The following is a 15,623-nucleotide window of genomic DNA, read 5'->3' as shown; positions in this document are numbered from 1 at the left end:
ACTCGATGTTCACCGGCGACGGAAGAAGGACCTGTTCCCGGCCGAGCTGCAGGAAGGCAAGATCGGCAGCGACTACGTCGGCATGCCCGCCTGGACGAACTCGGAGATCCTCTACTACCGCAAGGACCTCCTGGACGACCCGGCGAACAAGACGGCCTTCAAGCAGAAGTACGGCTACGACCTCACTCCGCCGACCACCTGGCAGCAATACCAGGACGAAGCCGCGTTCTTCACCAAGGACGGCACGTACGGCACCGCGACCAAGGGCGCCGTGGAGACCGAGTACCTCGCCGCGCTCTCGCAGGCCGGCGAGAAGAACATGGTCATCGACGCCAAGGGCAACGTCACCCTCGGAGACACCGCGAGCTTGAAGGCGCTCGACTTCTACACCAGCATGCTGAAGTCGTCGGCACCCGGCGCAGCGCAGACCGACTGGGCGGCGTCGCAGAACCTCTTCTACCAGGGCAAGACCGCGCTCATGCTGTTCTGGGGGCACGCCTACCGCCAGATCCCGAAGGACTCGAAGGTCTACGGCAAGGTCGGCGTCGCACCGATGATCGCCGGTCCCGCTGGGGTCGCCGGTGTCCCCGGCCCCTACTACCTCAGCGTCCCCAAGGCGTCACCGAACCAGGCCGCGGCGAAGAAGTTCATCCAGTTCGCCTACAAGCACAACGACCTGAGCGCGACCACCGACCTCGGCCTGGCCGCACGGGTGTCCGCATTCCAGAAGTACGAGGGCAAGCCCGGGTACGAAGCCTTCGCCCCCATGGTGAAGACCCTGCAGGCGAAGGGCACGATCCCGCGTCCGTCGAACCCGAAGTGGCAGCAGATCGTGGACAACGCGCTCGTTCCGATGCTGCAGAAGGCGGTTCAGCCGGGCGCCGACAACCAGCAGCTCCTGGATCAGGCCAAGACCAAGATCGAGGGCATCCTCAAGTAATGGGTGGTGGCCCTTCGGGGCCACCAATCCCCCTCCCCGACCGGAAGGTCGCTCGTGCGTACAACCGACCGACGCTTCGCCGCGCTCATGATCCTGCCGGCAGCGCTGTTCCTCCTCATCTTCATCGGCTGGCCGCTGATCCAGTTCGTCAGCAACAGCTTCTTCGACATCAACCAGCTCGCGGGCACCCGTCGGTTCGTCGGCTTCGGCAACTACCTCACCGCGTTCACCGACCCCGACTTCGGCAACTCGGCGTGGCGCACGGCGGTCTACACGGCCATCGTCGTCTTCTTCGAGTTCGCGATCGGGCTGCTCGTCGCACTCCTGTTCGCGACGATCGGGGATCGCTCGCGCGTCTTCCGCACGATCTTCCTGTACCCCCTGATGATCGCCCCGATCGTGGCCGGCCTGCTCTGGAAGTTCCTGCTCAGCGACAACTTCGGGATCGTCGGTCAGCTGCTGTACGACGCACACCTGCTGCCGCAGCCCAACGCGATCCAATGGTTGAGCGATCCCAAGATCGCGCTGGTGTCGGTGTCGATCCCCGACGTGTGGCTCACGACGTCGTTCATCACCCTGGTGCTCTTCGCCGGGTTGCAGAACATCCCAGGAGACGTGCTCGAGGCGGCGAGGCTCGACGGCGCGCGATACCCGACGCTGCTGTTCCGCATCGTGATCCCGCTGCTCCGTCCGGTCATCGCGGTCGCGCTGATCGTCCGCGGCGTCGACGCCGCGCGCGCGTTCGACGTGATCGTCCTGCAGACGAACGGCGGGCCCCAGAACGCCACCGAGACGATGTCGCTGCTGGTGTACCAGACACAGATCCGGTACGGCGACCCCGGGCTCGCGAGCGCGATGGGCACCATCTACCTCATCGCGATGCTGGCCGTGGCCATCTTCGCGATCTTCAAGATCTGGCGACCCGGGAGTGAGCAGTGAACGGCCTCGAATCACAACGCACCGGCACGAGGACGATCCTCTGGATCGCCCTGATCCTCCTGGTGGTGCTGTACGCGTTCCCATTCGTCTACATGCTGCTCACCTCGCTCAAGGTGCCCGTGGAGACCATCGCCGTGCCGCCGCGGATCCTGCCGCAGAACTGGACACTGCAGAACTACGCATCGGCGCTCGGCACCAGCGGCGTGCCGGCGTCCTTCGTCAACAGCATCGTCACCGCTGTGATCAGCACCGCGATGTCGCTCGTCCTCGCGGTCCCAGCTGCCTACGCGGTGACCCGCTACCGGACCCGCTTCGGACAGGTGTTCATCCTCGTCGCACTCGTGACCCGGATGGTCCCGGCGATCGTGGTCGGCGCTCCGCTGATCACGATGTTCCGCACGATCGGTATCCAGGACACCTCGTTCGGGCTCGCGATCGCGCACACCACGATCTCCCTGCCGCTGTCGATCTGGCTGCTGTCGAGCTTCTTCCAGGCCGTGCCCGAAGAACTCGAAGAAGCAGCACGAGTCGACGGCGCGTCACGCATCGGTGCGCTGGTCCGAGTCATCCTCCCGGTCACCGCCGGGGGCCTCGCCGTGACCGCGATCTTCGCGTTCCTCGCGTCCTGGAACGACTACATCTTCGCGCTCTTGCTGACCTCGGTGCGGGCGCAGACGACACCGCTGATGATCGCCGACTTCCAGACCCAGTTCGGGCTCGACTGGGGAACGATGACCGCCCTCGGCATCGTCTACTCGGTCCCCGTCATCCTCCTGACGTTCGTGCTGCAACGGCACATCGTCGCAGGACTCACGCTCGGGGCGGTAAAGGGCTGACGACGGTCTCAGGCGGGTGGTCGAACCGGTTGGATCTAAGGTGAACCAGGCAGCCGAGCGCATGACGGAGCGATCGTCCGGTCGAGCGCCGACCGCACCGCCGTCGTGCGAGTGGGGCAGCGCGGTGACGGGGAACAGAGGACCCAGTCAGATGCTGACGATGAGCGCCGGGAGGCGGCCGAGCGATCGGCCGGTGGTCAGCGGGAAGGAGCCACGGTGAATCGCAGACGTGTCGGCATCAAGGACGTCGCCGCCGAGGCCGGCGTGTCGGTGACCACCGTCTCGCACATCCTCAACGACGTCGACTTCCTCCGCGCGAGCGATGAGACCCGCGAACGGGTCAAGGACGCCGCGAAGCGGCTCGGCTACGGCCCGAATCGCATGGCGCGGGGCTTGCGCATGCAGCGGTCCGAGATGATCGGGCTCCTCAGCGAGGAGATCGCGACCACCCCGCACGCCGGACGCATCATCCTCGGTGCGCAGAACGCCGCGCGCCGACACGGCCTGACACTCGTGATCATCAACACCGAGCGCGACGACGTCGCTGCGAACGCGACTGCGCTCATCCGGCAGCAGGTCGACGGCGTCCTCTACGCCACGATGTTCCACCGCGAGATCACGCCGCCGGCCGAACTCGACGGCATCCCCACCGTCGTCATCGACTCCACGGACCGGACGGGGACCCATCCCGCCGTCGCCCCCGACGAGCGCGGCGGCGCACGGGCCGCGATGCAGGAGCTCCTGACGCACGGCCATCGCCGGATCGGTTTCATGAACAACGTCGATGACGTCCCGGCCACGCGGGAACGCCTCGCGGGATACCGGGAGAGCCTGCAGCAGGCGGGCATCGCGATCGATGAGGCGCTCGTCCACGCGGCACCGTCCGAGAGCCCCGGAGGGTACGACGCCGCGCGCGCGCTCCTCGGACTTCCGGATCGCCCGACCGCTCTGTTCTGCTACAACGACCGGATGGCGATGGGCGCCTACCGTGCCGCTGCGGAGATGGGCCTGCGCATCCCCCAGGACGTCTCGATCGTCGGGTTCGACAACCAGGAGATCATCGCGGAAGGGCTCTTCCCGGCACTGACGACGGTGGCCCTCCCGCACTACGAGATGGGCGAGTGGGCCCTCGAGCGACTCGTCCAGCTGCAGGGCGGGAGCCCAGCGGACGACCACACGGCGGACACCGAGCCGGTGTTCCTGCCCTGCCCGATCGTCCGACGTGAATCGATAGCCGCTCCCCCGAGATGACGATGCGACGGTGATCCCACCGCGCAGCGAAGGATTGTGATGAACCCCTCCTCCCCACCTGCCCTGGTCCTCGGTGAGGCCCTCATCGACGCGGTCGTCGACGCGGCCGGGAGCCGGCTGACCCCAGGCGGAAGCCCGATGAACGTGGCCGTGGGGCTCGCCCGACTCGGTGTTCCCGTCACGCTCGCCACGCAGTTCGGTGATGACGAGTACGGCCGCCTGATCGCTGCGCACCTCGCGAAGGACCACGTCACCGTCGACCGTGCAGACGGTCGGACATCCGTGGCCCGTGCCGAGCTCAACGCAGACGGTTCCGCGCGATACGACTTCGACATCGAGTGGGATCGGGATGCGCCGGTCACTGCCACCGTGCCCGCGGTCGCGCACACGGGGTCCATCGGCGCGTTCCTGCAGCCCGGAAACCGGGCAGCAGCCGATCTGTTCCGCCAGCTTCCCCCGTCGACGATCCGCAGCTTCGACCCGAACATACGGCCAGCCCTGCTCGATCGGGAGGCAGCGCTCGAGCAGTTCCACCTCCTCGTCGGTCGCGCGCACGTCGTCAAGCTCAGTGACGAGGACGCCGAGTGGATCCATCCCGGCGTCGACCCGGACGGCGTCCTCGATCGCCTCCTCGACGCCGGAGTCCGACTCGCTGCGATCACGAGGGGCGCGGCCGGGTCGGTCATCGCCAGTGCCGCCGGCCGGGTGGAGGTGCCGGCACCATCCGTGGATGTGGCCGACACCATCGGAGCGGGAGACGCGTACATGTCGGGCCTGCTCTTCGCGCTGCTGCGGGGCGACGGTCTCCGCCGGGTACGGGACGCAAAAGTGGATGCGACCACGCTGGCCCGGGTGGGCGCGGTCGCTGCCGCGTCGGCGGCGGTGGCCGTGAGCCGGCCGGGGGCGAACCCTCCGTCACCTGGTGAGCTCCTCGCCGCCACCGAGGAACCGGCATCGGATCCGCGCATCGCCTGACGTCCGTGATGACGAACACCGGCCAGGCGCTTGTGCGTCCCGGCTCGTCGGGGCAGCTCCGTGGGGACCGTCCGCCCGCCCCACTCGGAGCGTCGTCGCGCCCCGAGTTGAACCGCGTCACCTGCTCGTCGGTCTCCCAGTCGTCGTCCCGTGGTCCACGGCCGACGGGGCGAGGAGCTCGCACCCGCAGCTCCGGCCGACGACGAGGTTCCCACGGAGCCGACTGCGCGCTGCCGGAGCCGTCGGGTCCGCGATGCCTGCGATGAGCTGCCGGGCGGCGAGTTCCGCGATCAGCTCGACGTCCTGCCGCACCGTCGACAGCGGGGGCACGGTGTACGGGGCGATCCGCGTGCCTCCCACTGCGACGACGGCGACGTCCTCGGGGACGCGGAGCCCGAGTTCGGCGCAGGCGGAGATGACGCCGACCGCCTGGGCGTCGTTCGTGGCGAAGACGGCGGTGGGGCCGCGGCCGTGGACGACCCAGGGACGACCGTGACTGCTCAGGAGCTGCATGGCGGCCGAGTACCCACCCTCCTCCGAGATCTCCCCGTAGGCGAGCAGTTCCGGTCCGGAGGGCAGTCCCTCGCTCCCGGTCGCGGTGCGCCACCCGGCGATGCGCTCCGCCTCGCTGGTGAGCCGCGGCGTCCCGGCGATGCAGGCGACCAGCATGTGCCCGTGCTGCAGGACCAGGTGCCCGACGGCGGTCGCGGCGTCCAACGCGTCCTGGGCGCTCACGGTCGACCAGCCCGGATGGGTCCCCGCTCCGTCGAGACTCACCACGGGACGATCGGCCTGCCACGTCGGGGTGCTGGCGAGCGAGACACCGGGGGCGAACACGAGGCCGTCGACGTTGCGGTCGATGAACGACTGCAGGTACCGCTCCTCACGTGCCCGGTCGAAGTACGTGTTGCCGGTGAGCACGAGGTAGCCCCGAGCGCTGAACTGCCGCTCCACCGACTCCCCGAGTTCCGCCATGAACGGATCGCGGGGGTTCGGCGTGAGGTACCCGATCGACCGGGTGCTGCCGTTGCGGAGCGACGACGCGATGGCGTTCGGTCGGTACCCGAGGTCGGCGATCGCCGCCTCGACCCGCTCGCGGGTGGTGGCGGAGACGGGGCGCGGCCCGTTGTTGATGACGTAGCTCACGACGGCGGGCGAGACCCCCGCAGCCCGAGCGACGTCCGACCGTGTCACTGGCATGGGTCGATCTTCCCGCGTCAGCTGATCGGTCCGGTGACGGCCCTCTCCGTCGTGAGGTCGGCGAGCGTCGGGTACGAGGACTGCGCCCCCGGCGTGCGGACCGCGAACGTCCCGGCGGCCACACCGATCGCGGTCGCCTCGCCGAGCCCGCCGCCGCGCGCGAGCGTCGCCGCGAGTGCACCGACGAACGCGTCGCCGGCACCGGTCGTGTCGACGACCCGGTCCGGTGGCGTGGCGGGGAGGTGCCCCTCGCCTCCCGAGTCGGCCCAGCAGGCGCCCTGCGCGCCGAGGGTGATGACCACCGAACGGGCGGTACCGAGCAGGGTGCGGACCGCCGCAGCGGCCTGCTCCGGATCCGCGATGGGCCGCCCGACGAGCGCGGTCGCCTCGGACTCGTTGAGCACCAGTGGGTCGCAGACCGCGAGCAGGTCGTCCGGGAGGCGCTGGTACGGAGCGAGGTTGAGCACGCACCGCGCTCCCGCCTCCACCCCCGCCCGGAGCGCCGTCGCGATGATCTGCGGTCGGAGCTCCGCCTGCACGACGACGATCGCCCGCTCGGCCTCCGCCGCGAGGCGTCGCACCGTCCGGTCGACGCGGCTCGCGGTGAGCGCGAAGTTCGTGCCGGGCACCACCGTGATCGCGTTCTCGCCGGAGTCGTACACCGACACGAGCGCGAGTCCCGTCCGACCGCGGTCGATGATCTCGACCTCCGAGGTGTCGACGCCCTCGCTCCGCAGGCCGCGGAGGAGGTCGGTGCCGTCCGGGTCGTCACCGACGCTGGCGACGAAGCTCACGTCGCCGTTGAGCCGTGCTGCGGCGACGGCCTGGTTCGCTCCCTTGCCACCGGGCTGTCGCAGGAGGTCCTGGGCGAGGACCGTCTCCCCCGGCGCAGGCGGAGCGGTCACCCGCACGATGTAGTCCTGGTTGGCCGAGCCGACGACGATGATGTGCGCGGATCCCGGCGCTTCCGTGCTCACTTCTCACCACTTCCGATCGACAGCCGGCCGAAGAACCGCTGCAGGATGAAGAGACTGATCGCCGGCACGAGCGACAGCAGGACGGCACCCGCGAAGTTCTTGCCGTAGTTCGCGCTGTGCTCCCCGAACGTCGACGCGAGCGCCACCGGCGCGAGCTGCTTCGAGTCGTCGGTCACGACCAGCAGCGGCCACAGGTACGAGGTCCACTGCGCAAGGAAGATGAGCAGGGCGGAGTTCGTCAGCGCCGGACCGGACATCCGGAGGTACAACGAGAAGAGGATCTTCGGCTCGCTCGCGCCGTCGAGCATGGCGGCTTCTCGGTAGGAAACCGGGATGCCGAGGAACGCCTGCCGGAGGTTGAAGATGGCCAGGCCGTTCCCGATCCCGGGCAGGATCAGACCGATGAGGCTGTTGCCGAGCCCCCAGTCCGTGAACTGCTGCGCCAGCGGGATGGCGATCGCCTCGAAGGGGACCATGAAGCTGATCACGATGACGGCGAAGACGATGTTCCGTCCGCGGAACCGGTACACGGCGAGCGGGTACGCGGCGGCCGCGGACACGAGGATCCCGACGACGACGGACGCGATGCACACGATCGCCGAGTTGAGGAGCGCCGTGCCGAAGCCGTCGTGGACGAGCAGCCCGACGTAGTTCTGCACCGTCACCCGCGAGGGGACGAACAGGCGCCAGGTCAACGGCGACATGGTCGTGAGCACGTCCATGTTCGGCCGGAAGGACCCGATGAGGATCCACAGCGCCGGGAGCATGAAGACGGCGCTGACGACGATCGCGACGACCGTCAGCACGAAGCGGGTCGTCGACCACCGCCGCCGACGGGGTGCTCCGGGTGACGCGACGTCGTCGCTCACGGTCGACGCGACCGCGGCCGGGAGGCCCACCATGCCGCTGTCGGCCGTCATGCGTCCTCTCCGTCCTCGCGGAGCAGCCGGAACTGCAGGACGACGAACACCAGCATGATCACGGTCAGCACGATCACCTCGGCCGAGCCGAGGTTCTGGCTGCCGTACCCGTAGGTGGTCCGGTACGCGTCGAACATGAGCAGCGTGGTGCTGTCCTGCGGTCCACCGTTCGTCAGCAGCTGCACGGGGACGAACAGCACGAAGTTCGCGACCGTGTCGGCGACGAGCACGAACAGCAGCTGTCGACGGAGCATCGGCAGGGTGATCCGCAGGAACGTCCGGACGGGACCGGCGCGGTCGAGCTTGGCCGCTTCGTAGAGCTCGCCCGGGATCGCCTGGATGCCGGACACCAGGAACATCATCCAGTAGCCGATGCCGATCCAGGACGCGACGATGATGATGCAGGCCAGCGCCTGCCGCGGCGAGGTGAGGAACGGCTGCGTGCCGCCGCCGATCGCGGTGATCGCAGCGTTGATCGGCCCCTGCGGGTTGAACGCCGCGCCCCAGGCGATGCAGGAGCCGACGATCGGGATCGTCACCGGCACGACGAGGAGTGTCCGCCAGAGCCCGACGAGCGGGATCCGCTGGGTCAGGAGCACGGCGACGAGGAGCGCGACCACGATCTGCAGCGGGTTGATGACGACGTTGAACAGGAGCGTGCGGCCGACCGTCGCCAGGAAGGCCGGATCGCCGAACAGCGACTCGTAGTTGCCGAGTCCGGTGAAGGTCGGGGGGATGAGGCCGCCCGGGAACGCCTTGAGCAGGCTGGACCCGACGGCGTCGATCGTCGGGGCGACCCGCAGGACGGCGAGGGCGATGACCGCGGGGGCGAGGAACACGATGCCCCAGACGAGCTCGCGTCGTGCGCCCGCGCGGCCGGTGCGGCGCCGGACCGGGACGGGCGTGCCGAAGCGGTTGCGGACCTCCCGGGGTGCGGTCCGGGGACCGGGGCGGCGCGTGCGGGCCGCCCCGGTCGTGGTGTCGGTGGTCGAGATCACGGGCGGCCTACTTGTACTTGGCCCAGGCGGTCGTCAGCTTCGCCTTCGCGGCGTCGAGCGCCTGCTTCGGGTCGGCCCCGTTCCGGATGTCCGAGTAGGCCTGGTTGATGATGGACTCGAACTCGATGTAGCCGATCGTCTTGACGCGCGACACCGCGGTCTGCGACGTCTCGTGGTTGATGATCTTCGCCGCGTCGGCCCCTGCAGCCGACTGGAACACGGGCTTGTCGAAGTAGAGCTGCTTGCCCTTGACGTTCGCGGCGAGCTCCGGGTTGCTCCGGTAGCGGATGTAGCCCGAGCCGTTGTCGACCGCGAGCCACTTCATGAACACCGCGGTGGCGTCCTTCTGCTTGCTGAAGGGGTTCATCGCGACGGACCACGAACCGGTCGGCGTCGCGACCTGCTTGCTGTCCGCGAACGCGGGCATCGGTGCCACGCCCCAGTGCACCTTCGACGCCTGGAGCTCCGGCAGGAGCCAGGGCCCCTCGACCGAGTACGCCACCTGGCCGGCGAGGAACGCGGGGTCGGTCTGGTCAGCGGTCATGCCCTTCGGAGCCGCGCCCGAGGCGAAGATCGAGCGGTACCACGTCATCGCCTTCACCCACGCACTGTTGGTGAAGTCCGGCGTCAGGTTGTCCTTGCCGTCCGCCCCGACCGAGCCTCCGAGCTGGACCGAGAGCGGCTCGAGCTGGTAGTAGCGGTCGAACTGGCCGAACGTCATGCCGTACTGCGCGCCGGCCTGCTTGGCCTTCAGCGCGTCGGACGCCAGGTCCTGCCAGGTCATCCGGCTGCTCGTGGACGCGGAGGGTGTGGGGAGCCCGGCCTTCGCCAGCAGGTCCTTGTTGTAGTACAGGAGTTGCGTGGAGTTCGCGATCGGGAGGGCGTACAGCTTGCCCTTCTGGACGCCCGTCTCGTACGACACCTTGTCGAACGACGACGAGTACCCGCCGAACTGGGACGTCAGGTCCTCGGCCTCACCGCGGCTGGCCAGCGCGGCGATACGCGGCTGGTCCGCCCAGTAGAGGTCCGGGTCGCCGCCCTTGTTCGACACGTGCGAGTCGACGGTCGAGTTGAGGGAGTCGAACGGCACGGTCTGCCACTTGATCGTGATGTTCGGGTGTGCCTTCTCGAACGCGTCGACGACCGGCTGCATGTTGTCCGGGGACTTGAGGCTGAGGATGCTGAGCACCTTGACGGTGGTCTTCGGGTCCTTCGACGGGATGGACCAGCTCCCCGAGGAGGATGCGGCACCCCCGCCGCTCGAGCATCCGGTCAGGGCGAGTGCGCCGGCGATGACGCCGGCGGCGGTGACGAGCAGCCGACGACGGCCGTGGTGGACGTGTGATCGCATTGGTCCCTCCATTGGGTGTGCGGATCGTGGGTACGGTGAACGGCCCGGCGCCCGGGGCGGGCGACGGTTGTGGCGGGCGGCGGTCGGAGCGGGTGCCGGTCGGGCGCTCCGACGGCTCAGAGGTCGGCGATGCGCCCCAGGAAGTGGTCGGTGAACGCGGCGACGTCGACCTCGGTCGCGATCCTGCAGTTCGGCGTGGGTGCGTCCGGCCCGTGCCCGAGGTCGGTGACGAGCACGCCACGCGCGAGTCCGTCGCCGGTGACGACGTCGACCGCGGCGTCGACCCAGGTGAGGAACTCGGGGTGCGTCAGCGCCGCGACGGCGAGCGGGTCGTGCATCGCGCACGAATCGCGGTTGCGCGGGTCGCCCGGGTCGCGCTCGGCGATGTGGTCGATCCACGCGTTCGTCGATTCGCCCGCGAGGGTGGCGAAGTCGCGGCCCGAGTCGGTGAGACGACGAGCGTCGTCACGGGTGAGTCGGACCTGCAAGGTGACGTCGAGACCGACCCACCGCTGCGGTGCACCGGAGCGCAGCACGGTCGCGGCGGCTTCGGGGTCCACCCAGACGTTGAACTCGCCCGGCATGCTCCGATGGGCCATGGTCCCGAGGAACACGCCGCCCATCATCACGATCTCCTTGACCGACGACGCCAGTCGTGGCTCCATCGTGAGGGCGAGCGCGATGTTCGTCAGCGGCCCGATCGCGCAGATCGTGATCTCGCCCGGGTTCGCCATCACGTGCTCGATGATCCGGTGCGCCGCGTGGCCCGGGTCGGGCTCCAGGCCGACCCCGTACGTGCTGACGACCTCGGGGGACGGCTCACGCCGGCGCTCCGGGTGGACGAGCGGTGTCGGGGCGCCCTTGACGACCGGGACGTCGATGCCCAGCCGACGGCGGAGTTCGAGCGTCAGGAGCGTGGCGCTCTCGACGTCGGTGTTCCCGTTGACGGTGGTGACCAGTTCGAGGTCGATCTCGGGTTCGGCCACCGCGAGGGCGAGCGCGAACCCGTCATCGATGTCGCTGCCCGGGGCACCCATGGCGAGGTCGGTGTCGAGGATGAGACGAGTCATCGCGAACTCCCTTGTTCAACTCGTGTTGCGTCGCTTCCTGACGCTGAGTTAACACGAGTTGCGCGCCGCGGACAAGGGGTGATCCGGAAATGGACGGGCGAGAGACGATGGTCGTCAGCGTCGGCACTCCGGTCGATCACCGCAGTGGCGCGGGCTCGGCCATCCCGTCTCCTCCGGGGACCGCTTCCACACCAGCTTCGACCGAGCCCCCTCGGCACGAACTCCGAGGAGGAGCCACCCTGCCTCAGCCCCTTGGAGAGCGGACCCGTTGATCGCTCGGGTCGCTCATCAGGCCACGCCGGTCGGATCGCCCGACCGCGCTCCGTCAGTGCAGACCTGATCCCCACCGGGAGCGGGCTGAGGCTCCGCGCTTCCCGGGCCTCGGTGACCTCGGGTCCGGACTCGGCCACCACACGAACGGCGTCGCGACGCGCGAGAGCTGTGGTACGCGCGACAGGAGGCGGACGACCGCGATCCCCACGAGCGCCCCGACGGTGTTGCCGATCACGTCGTCGATGTCGGCGACACGCCCCGTGCTCACGGTCATGTCGCCGACGAGCTGGACCACTTCGATCGTGACGCTCAGCAGGAACGCGATGGTTCCGAGTCGGATGACGGATCCCCGGACGAGGAACGGCAGGAGCACCCCGATCGGAACGAACAGGACGATGTTGAGGACCATGCCCGACGGGTCGCGCGGCACGGTCGCCACCGGGATGAGTTGCACGAACACCGGCCATGGCGGGAGCGTGGCTCGTTCCGCGCCGAGGACGATCGGGGCGGGGAACAGCACCGACCGGAGCAGCACGATCCCGAACAGGCAGGCGGCGCCAGCGGTGATCGTGCGCGAGAGGGTCAGGCGGTCGCGCTGCCGCAGCCGCCACAACAGGAGCACCCAGACGACGATCGCGGCAGGGATGAGGAAGGGCAGCGCGGGAACCACGGACGGCAGGCTATCGGCGACGCTCGCGCTGTGCCTGCGCGGGCGGAGGTCGTGGCAGCTGCCGTCAGTGGTTCCTGCGGCGCTGCGCAGACAGGGCGCGAACCCCTCGGAGCCAGCCTTCGAGCTCGGCTCGTGCTGCTTCCACGCTGTGGTGACTTCCCTCGACGGTCCCGTCGATCGAACGCGCCACGAAGCCCTGCTCGTGGGTCACCGAGCCGACGAGGTGTCCTCCGAGGAACGCGTCCAGACCATCATCGGCTTCCACCCACGCCAGATCGTGGAACGCGTCGGTTCCGGCCGGCAGATCGCTCATGGCTCGTCCTCGCGATCCTCCGGGCACCAGCGGTTCGTGCTGAGGCTGCCGCGGTGCTGCTCGGCTCGAGAAGATCCACGCGCGGATCGCGGGGTCTCGGTCGATCGCCTACCGGTGGACGTCGGCCGTGGAGCGCGATTGGGGCCGCTGCACGATGACGACCGGGCAACCGGGCCCACCCTGGTAGACGAGCGTGCCGCCCCCGTCGAGGTCGACGTGCTTCACACCAGGGTCGTTGACCAACGAGTCGAGCTGCCGGCCATCGGCCACGACGTCGAGGCGGTACTCGCGGCCGCCCACGACCGCGTACACGTCGTTCACGCTCGACCCCGGGGCGTGAAGGAGATCCGTTCCGCGGCGCGGGTCACTTCCTTCGCCCGCGCATCACGGTCCTCGGCCTCGCCCTGTGCCACATCGATCCGTCGCTGCTTCTCCACGGCCACGTTCCGGCTGATCTCATCGACCACCGTTGCGATCTCCTCCGCGAGACCCTGCTCGAGCTCGTCCAACGAGGTGTGACCGATCAGGAGGCGACGGTCGGCGATCTCGAGCGTGACCTCGGGGTACCCCGCCGTCGCCATGGCGCTCCGGACACTGCTCGTGACGATCGCCTGGGCCTCCATGGGTTCGGGACGACGGTTGAACACCGCCGGGACGGTGTACCGCGCCGACGAGGCGGGGAGCGGAGCCGGGAGGCCCGAGGCCACGACCCCGGCCAGAGCGAGCGATTGGAGGTTGGTGTCGGTCATGATGTCGCCGCTTCCGTCGACGGCTCCCGCACGCTCGCGCTCGAGAGGATCCCGAGCGGATCTGTGGTGGCCGCTCCTCGAGCCTCCTCTCGCCGCCTGGAAGCGCGCCTGCGACCCATGGGCAGCGCGCGGATCAGTCGGAGAAACCGGCGGACGAGGTGTGCGGTGGTCGCTGGGGCAGGAGGAGGGACTCCCAAGGGCGCGGCTACCGAGCTGGTTGGACCTTCGATCCCGGCACGGCGACGACCACGGTGGTGCCCCTGGAGGGACTCGAACCCCCAACCCTTTCCTTAGGACGGAACTGCTCTTCCATTGAGCTACAGAGGCAGGCGCCAGCCACTCTACCGGCCCCACCACGGACGGACGGGAGGCGCGACACCAGCCCGGTGCCGCGCCTCCCGTCCGATCGACGTGGGGGGGGGTGGGGCGGCTCCTACGCGGACGCCACCGGCTGCTCGGCCCCGGCCTCGGCCCGCGCAGCTGCGGTCGCGGGCGCAGCGCCGAGCGCCGGCTCCGCGTCCTCAGCGGCCCCGGCGGTAGACGCCACCCCGCCCTGCGCCGCCCGCCGGTGCCCCGGCAGGAACAGCACGGCGACCAGGAGCACGACGGCGATCGCGGCGATCGCGACGAACACCAGGTGCATCGCGGTCATGAGCCCGGCGCCCTCGGGGACGCCGGCGGCGTTGAGCTGCACGTGCGCGTTGACGACCGCGCCGAACACCGCGACGCCGATGGCCGAACCCATCGAGCGGGCGAACATGTTCGTGCCGGTCACGGCACCGCGCTCGCTCCAGGTGGCGGACGACTGGGCGGCGATCAGGGTCGGCACGGCGGTCAGGCCCATGCCCGCGCCGATGACGAAGCAGAACAGGGCGACGAGCCAGATCGACGAGTGCACGGCGAGCGTGATGGTGAGCACCGCACCGATGAGCACGAGCGTCGACCCGATGACCGAGGTGACGCGGAACCCGAACCGCAGGTAGAAGCGCCCGGCCTGCGACGCCGAGATCGGCCATCCGAGGGTGAGCGCCGCGAGCGCGAACCCGGCGATCAGGGCCGAGGCCCCGAGGACGTCCTGCGCGTAGATCGGTACGTACGTGGACAGGCCCATCACGATGACGCCGATGATGAGCGACGCGATCGTGGACGCGGCGACCACGCGGCGCTTCAGCAGGCCGAGCGAGAAGATCGGCTGCGCGACGCGGAGCTCGACGACGACGAACGCGACCAGGAGGACCGCGGCGGCGATGAAGATCGCGAACGAAGCGGGGGCGTCCCAGGCCCACGACGTCCCGCCCTCGAGCAGACCGAGCAGGAGCGCGGTCGTCCCGCCGCCGAGCAGGGCCGCGCCGAGGGAGTCGATGCGCTGCCGGTCCTGCGACGCGTCACGCTGCTCGTGGTAGGCGCGGATGAGCATGACGCCGGCGACGATGGCGAGCGGGATGTTGATCCAGAAGATCCACCGCCACGCGCCGATCTGGCTGAACAGGCCACCGAGGGTCGGCCCGACGACCGAGGCGATGCCCCAGACCGAGGCGAGGTAGCCCTGCGTCTTCGCGCGCTCCTCGAGCGTGTAGATGTCGCTCGTGATCGTCATCGAGATCGGCAGCACGGCGCCCGCGCCGAGGCCCTGCACGACCCGCGCCAGGATGAGGACGGGCATCGACCACGCGGCGCCACACAGCACCGAGCCGAGCAGGAACAGGCCGATCCCGACGAGCAGCAGACGCTTGCGGCCGAGCACGTCGGCGAGGCGGCCGTAGATCGGCACCGAGACCGCCTGCGCGAGCAGGTACACCGAGAACAGCCAGGGCAGCTGCTGGAAGTGCCCGAGGTCCTTGGCGATGGACGACGACGCCGTCGCGATGATCGTGGAGTCGAGGGCGACCAGTGCGGTCGCGAGCATCAGGGCCAGGAGGATCGGGCCGCGCTCGGAGCGCAGGCCCACGCCGGAGCGAGCAGGAGGTGCAGAGGGTGCAGACACCCCCGGGGCAACTCCGAGCGCTGGCTCAGCATTCCGCAGACACGCGTGACGCCGTCGAACACCCGTCGTCCTGCTGAACACCGCGATCCCGGGGCTCGACGGGACGATCGGTGTGCAACGTCGGCACGGCGATGTCGGAACGGATTGCAACGATGCAAAAACTGCCCTATGGTTGCG

16 protein-coding genes and 1 tRNA gene are annotated in these 15,623 nt (G+C 69.4%); 5 read left to right on the top strand and 12 right to left on the bottom strand.

What is annotated here, in order from left to right:
- The first annotated feature begins 82 nt into the window (after nt 1-82).
- From DEI92_RS08305 to DEI92_RS08285, 5 genes are all read left to right on the top strand, one after another.
- Nucleotides 83-940, top strand: coding sequence for an extracellular solute-binding protein (locus DEI92_RS08305; RefSeq protein ID WP_258370130.1), 858 nt, complete (start codon nt 83-85; stop codon nt 938-940).
- Nucleotides 941-994: 54 nt separating this feature from the next.
- A complete protein-coding gene (locus tag DEI92_RS08300) occupies nt 995-1,879 on the top strand; it encodes a carbohydrate ABC transporter permease (protein WP_111013118.1) in 885 nt (294 codons plus the stop codon).
- Nucleotides 1,876-2,715, top strand: a complete 840-nt coding sequence (locus DEI92_RS08295) for a carbohydrate ABC transporter permease (protein WP_111013117.1) — start codon at nt 1,876-1,878, stop codon at nt 2,713-2,715. Before DEI92_RS08300 ends, DEI92_RS08295 begins: the two co-directional genes overlap by 4 nt.
- A 216-nt stretch (nt 2,716-2,931) precedes the next feature.
- The gene (locus DEI92_RS08290) at nt 2,932-3,966 is read left to right on the top strand and encodes a LacI family DNA-binding transcriptional regulator (RefSeq protein ID WP_111013116.1); all 1,035 of its coding nucleotides are present in this window, start codon (nt 2,932-2,934) and stop codon (nt 3,964-3,966) included.
- A gap of 39 nt (nt 3,967-4,005) precedes the next feature.
- Nucleotides 4,006-4,941, top strand: coding sequence for a carbohydrate kinase (locus tag DEI92_RS08285; RefSeq protein ID WP_111013115.1), 936 nt, complete (start codon nt 4,006-4,008; stop codon nt 4,939-4,941).
- Between the two features lie 117 nt (nt 4,942-5,058).
- Here the strand turns inward: DEI92_RS08285 and DEI92_RS08280 are convergent, their stop codons facing one another.
- From DEI92_RS08280 to DEI92_RS08225, 12 genes are all read right to left on the bottom strand, one after another.
- Nucleotides 5,059-6,141, bottom strand: a complete 1,083-nt coding sequence (locus DEI92_RS08280) for a LacI family DNA-binding transcriptional regulator (RefSeq protein WP_111010482.1) — start codon at nt 6,139-6,141, stop codon at nt 5,059-5,061.
- Between the two features lie 17 nt (nt 6,142-6,158).
- The gene (locus DEI92_RS08275) at nt 6,159-7,118 is read right to left on the bottom strand and encodes a ribokinase (RefSeq protein WP_111010483.1); all 960 of its coding nucleotides are present in this window, start codon (nt 7,116-7,118) and stop codon (nt 6,159-6,161) included.
- Nucleotides 7,115-8,038, bottom strand: coding sequence for a carbohydrate ABC transporter permease (locus tag DEI92_RS08270; protein WP_258370129.1), 924 nt, complete (start codon nt 8,036-8,038; stop codon nt 7,115-7,117). The genes DEI92_RS08275 and DEI92_RS08270 overlap by 4 nt, the downstream gene beginning before the upstream one ends.
- Complete coding sequence (locus tag DEI92_RS08265; protein ID WP_258370128.1) at nt 8,035-9,036, bottom strand: carbohydrate ABC transporter permease; 1,002 nt, start codon at nt 9,034-9,036, stop codon at nt 8,035-8,037. Before DEI92_RS08265 ends, DEI92_RS08270 begins: the two co-directional genes overlap by 4 nt.
- Nucleotides 9,037-9,043: 7 nt before the next feature.
- A complete protein-coding gene (locus DEI92_RS08260; RefSeq protein ID WP_111010484.1) occupies nt 9,044-10,387 on the bottom strand; it encodes a sugar ABC transporter substrate-binding protein in 1,344 nt (447 codons plus the stop codon).
- 116 nt (nt 10,388-10,503) lie between these two features.
- Nucleotides 10,504-11,457 (bottom strand): nucleoside hydrolase, encoded by a 954-nt coding sequence (locus DEI92_RS08255; RefSeq protein WP_111013114.1) that lies wholly within the window; start codon nt 11,455-11,457, stop codon nt 10,504-10,506.
- A 325-nt stretch (nt 11,458-11,782) separates the two neighbouring features.
- Nucleotides 11,783-12,400, bottom strand: a complete 618-nt coding sequence (locus DEI92_RS08250) for a VanZ family protein (RefSeq protein WP_181434764.1) — start codon at nt 12,398-12,400, stop codon at nt 11,783-11,785.
- A 64-nt stretch (nt 12,401-12,464) separates the two neighbouring features.
- Nucleotides 12,465-12,713, bottom strand: a complete 249-nt coding sequence (locus DEI92_RS08245; RefSeq protein WP_111013112.1) for a hypothetical protein — start codon at nt 12,711-12,713, stop codon at nt 12,465-12,467.
- A 108-nt stretch (nt 12,714-12,821) separates the two neighbouring features.
- On the bottom strand, nt 12,822-13,034 hold the full coding sequence (locus tag DEI92_RS08240; protein WP_111010487.1) for a hypothetical protein: 213 nt from the start codon (nt 13,032-13,034) through the stop codon (nt 12,822-12,824).
- Entirely contained in the window at nt 13,031-13,462 is a 432-nt protein-coding gene (locus tag DEI92_RS08235; protein ID WP_111013111.1) for a hypothetical protein, read from the bottom strand. The genes DEI92_RS08240 and DEI92_RS08235 overlap by 4 nt, the downstream gene beginning before the upstream one ends.
- Before the next feature lie 252 nt (nt 13,463-13,714).
- Nucleotides 13,715-13,789, bottom strand: a tRNA-Arg gene (locus DEI92_RS08230).
- A gap of 106 nt (nt 13,790-13,895) precedes the next feature.
- Complete coding sequence (locus tag DEI92_RS08225; protein WP_111013201.1) at nt 13,896-15,368, bottom strand: MDR family MFS transporter; 1,473 nt, start codon at nt 15,366-15,368, stop codon at nt 13,896-13,898.
- Between the last annotated feature and the right edge of the window lie 255 nt (nt 15,369-15,623).

Origin of the sequence: Curtobacterium sp. MCBD17_034 (genome assembly GCF_003234515.1) — a bacterium.
Lineage (GTDB): Bacteria > Actinomycetota > Actinomycetes > Actinomycetales > Microbacteriaceae > Curtobacterium.
This window is presented reverse-complemented; position numbering and strand designations above follow the sequence as displayed.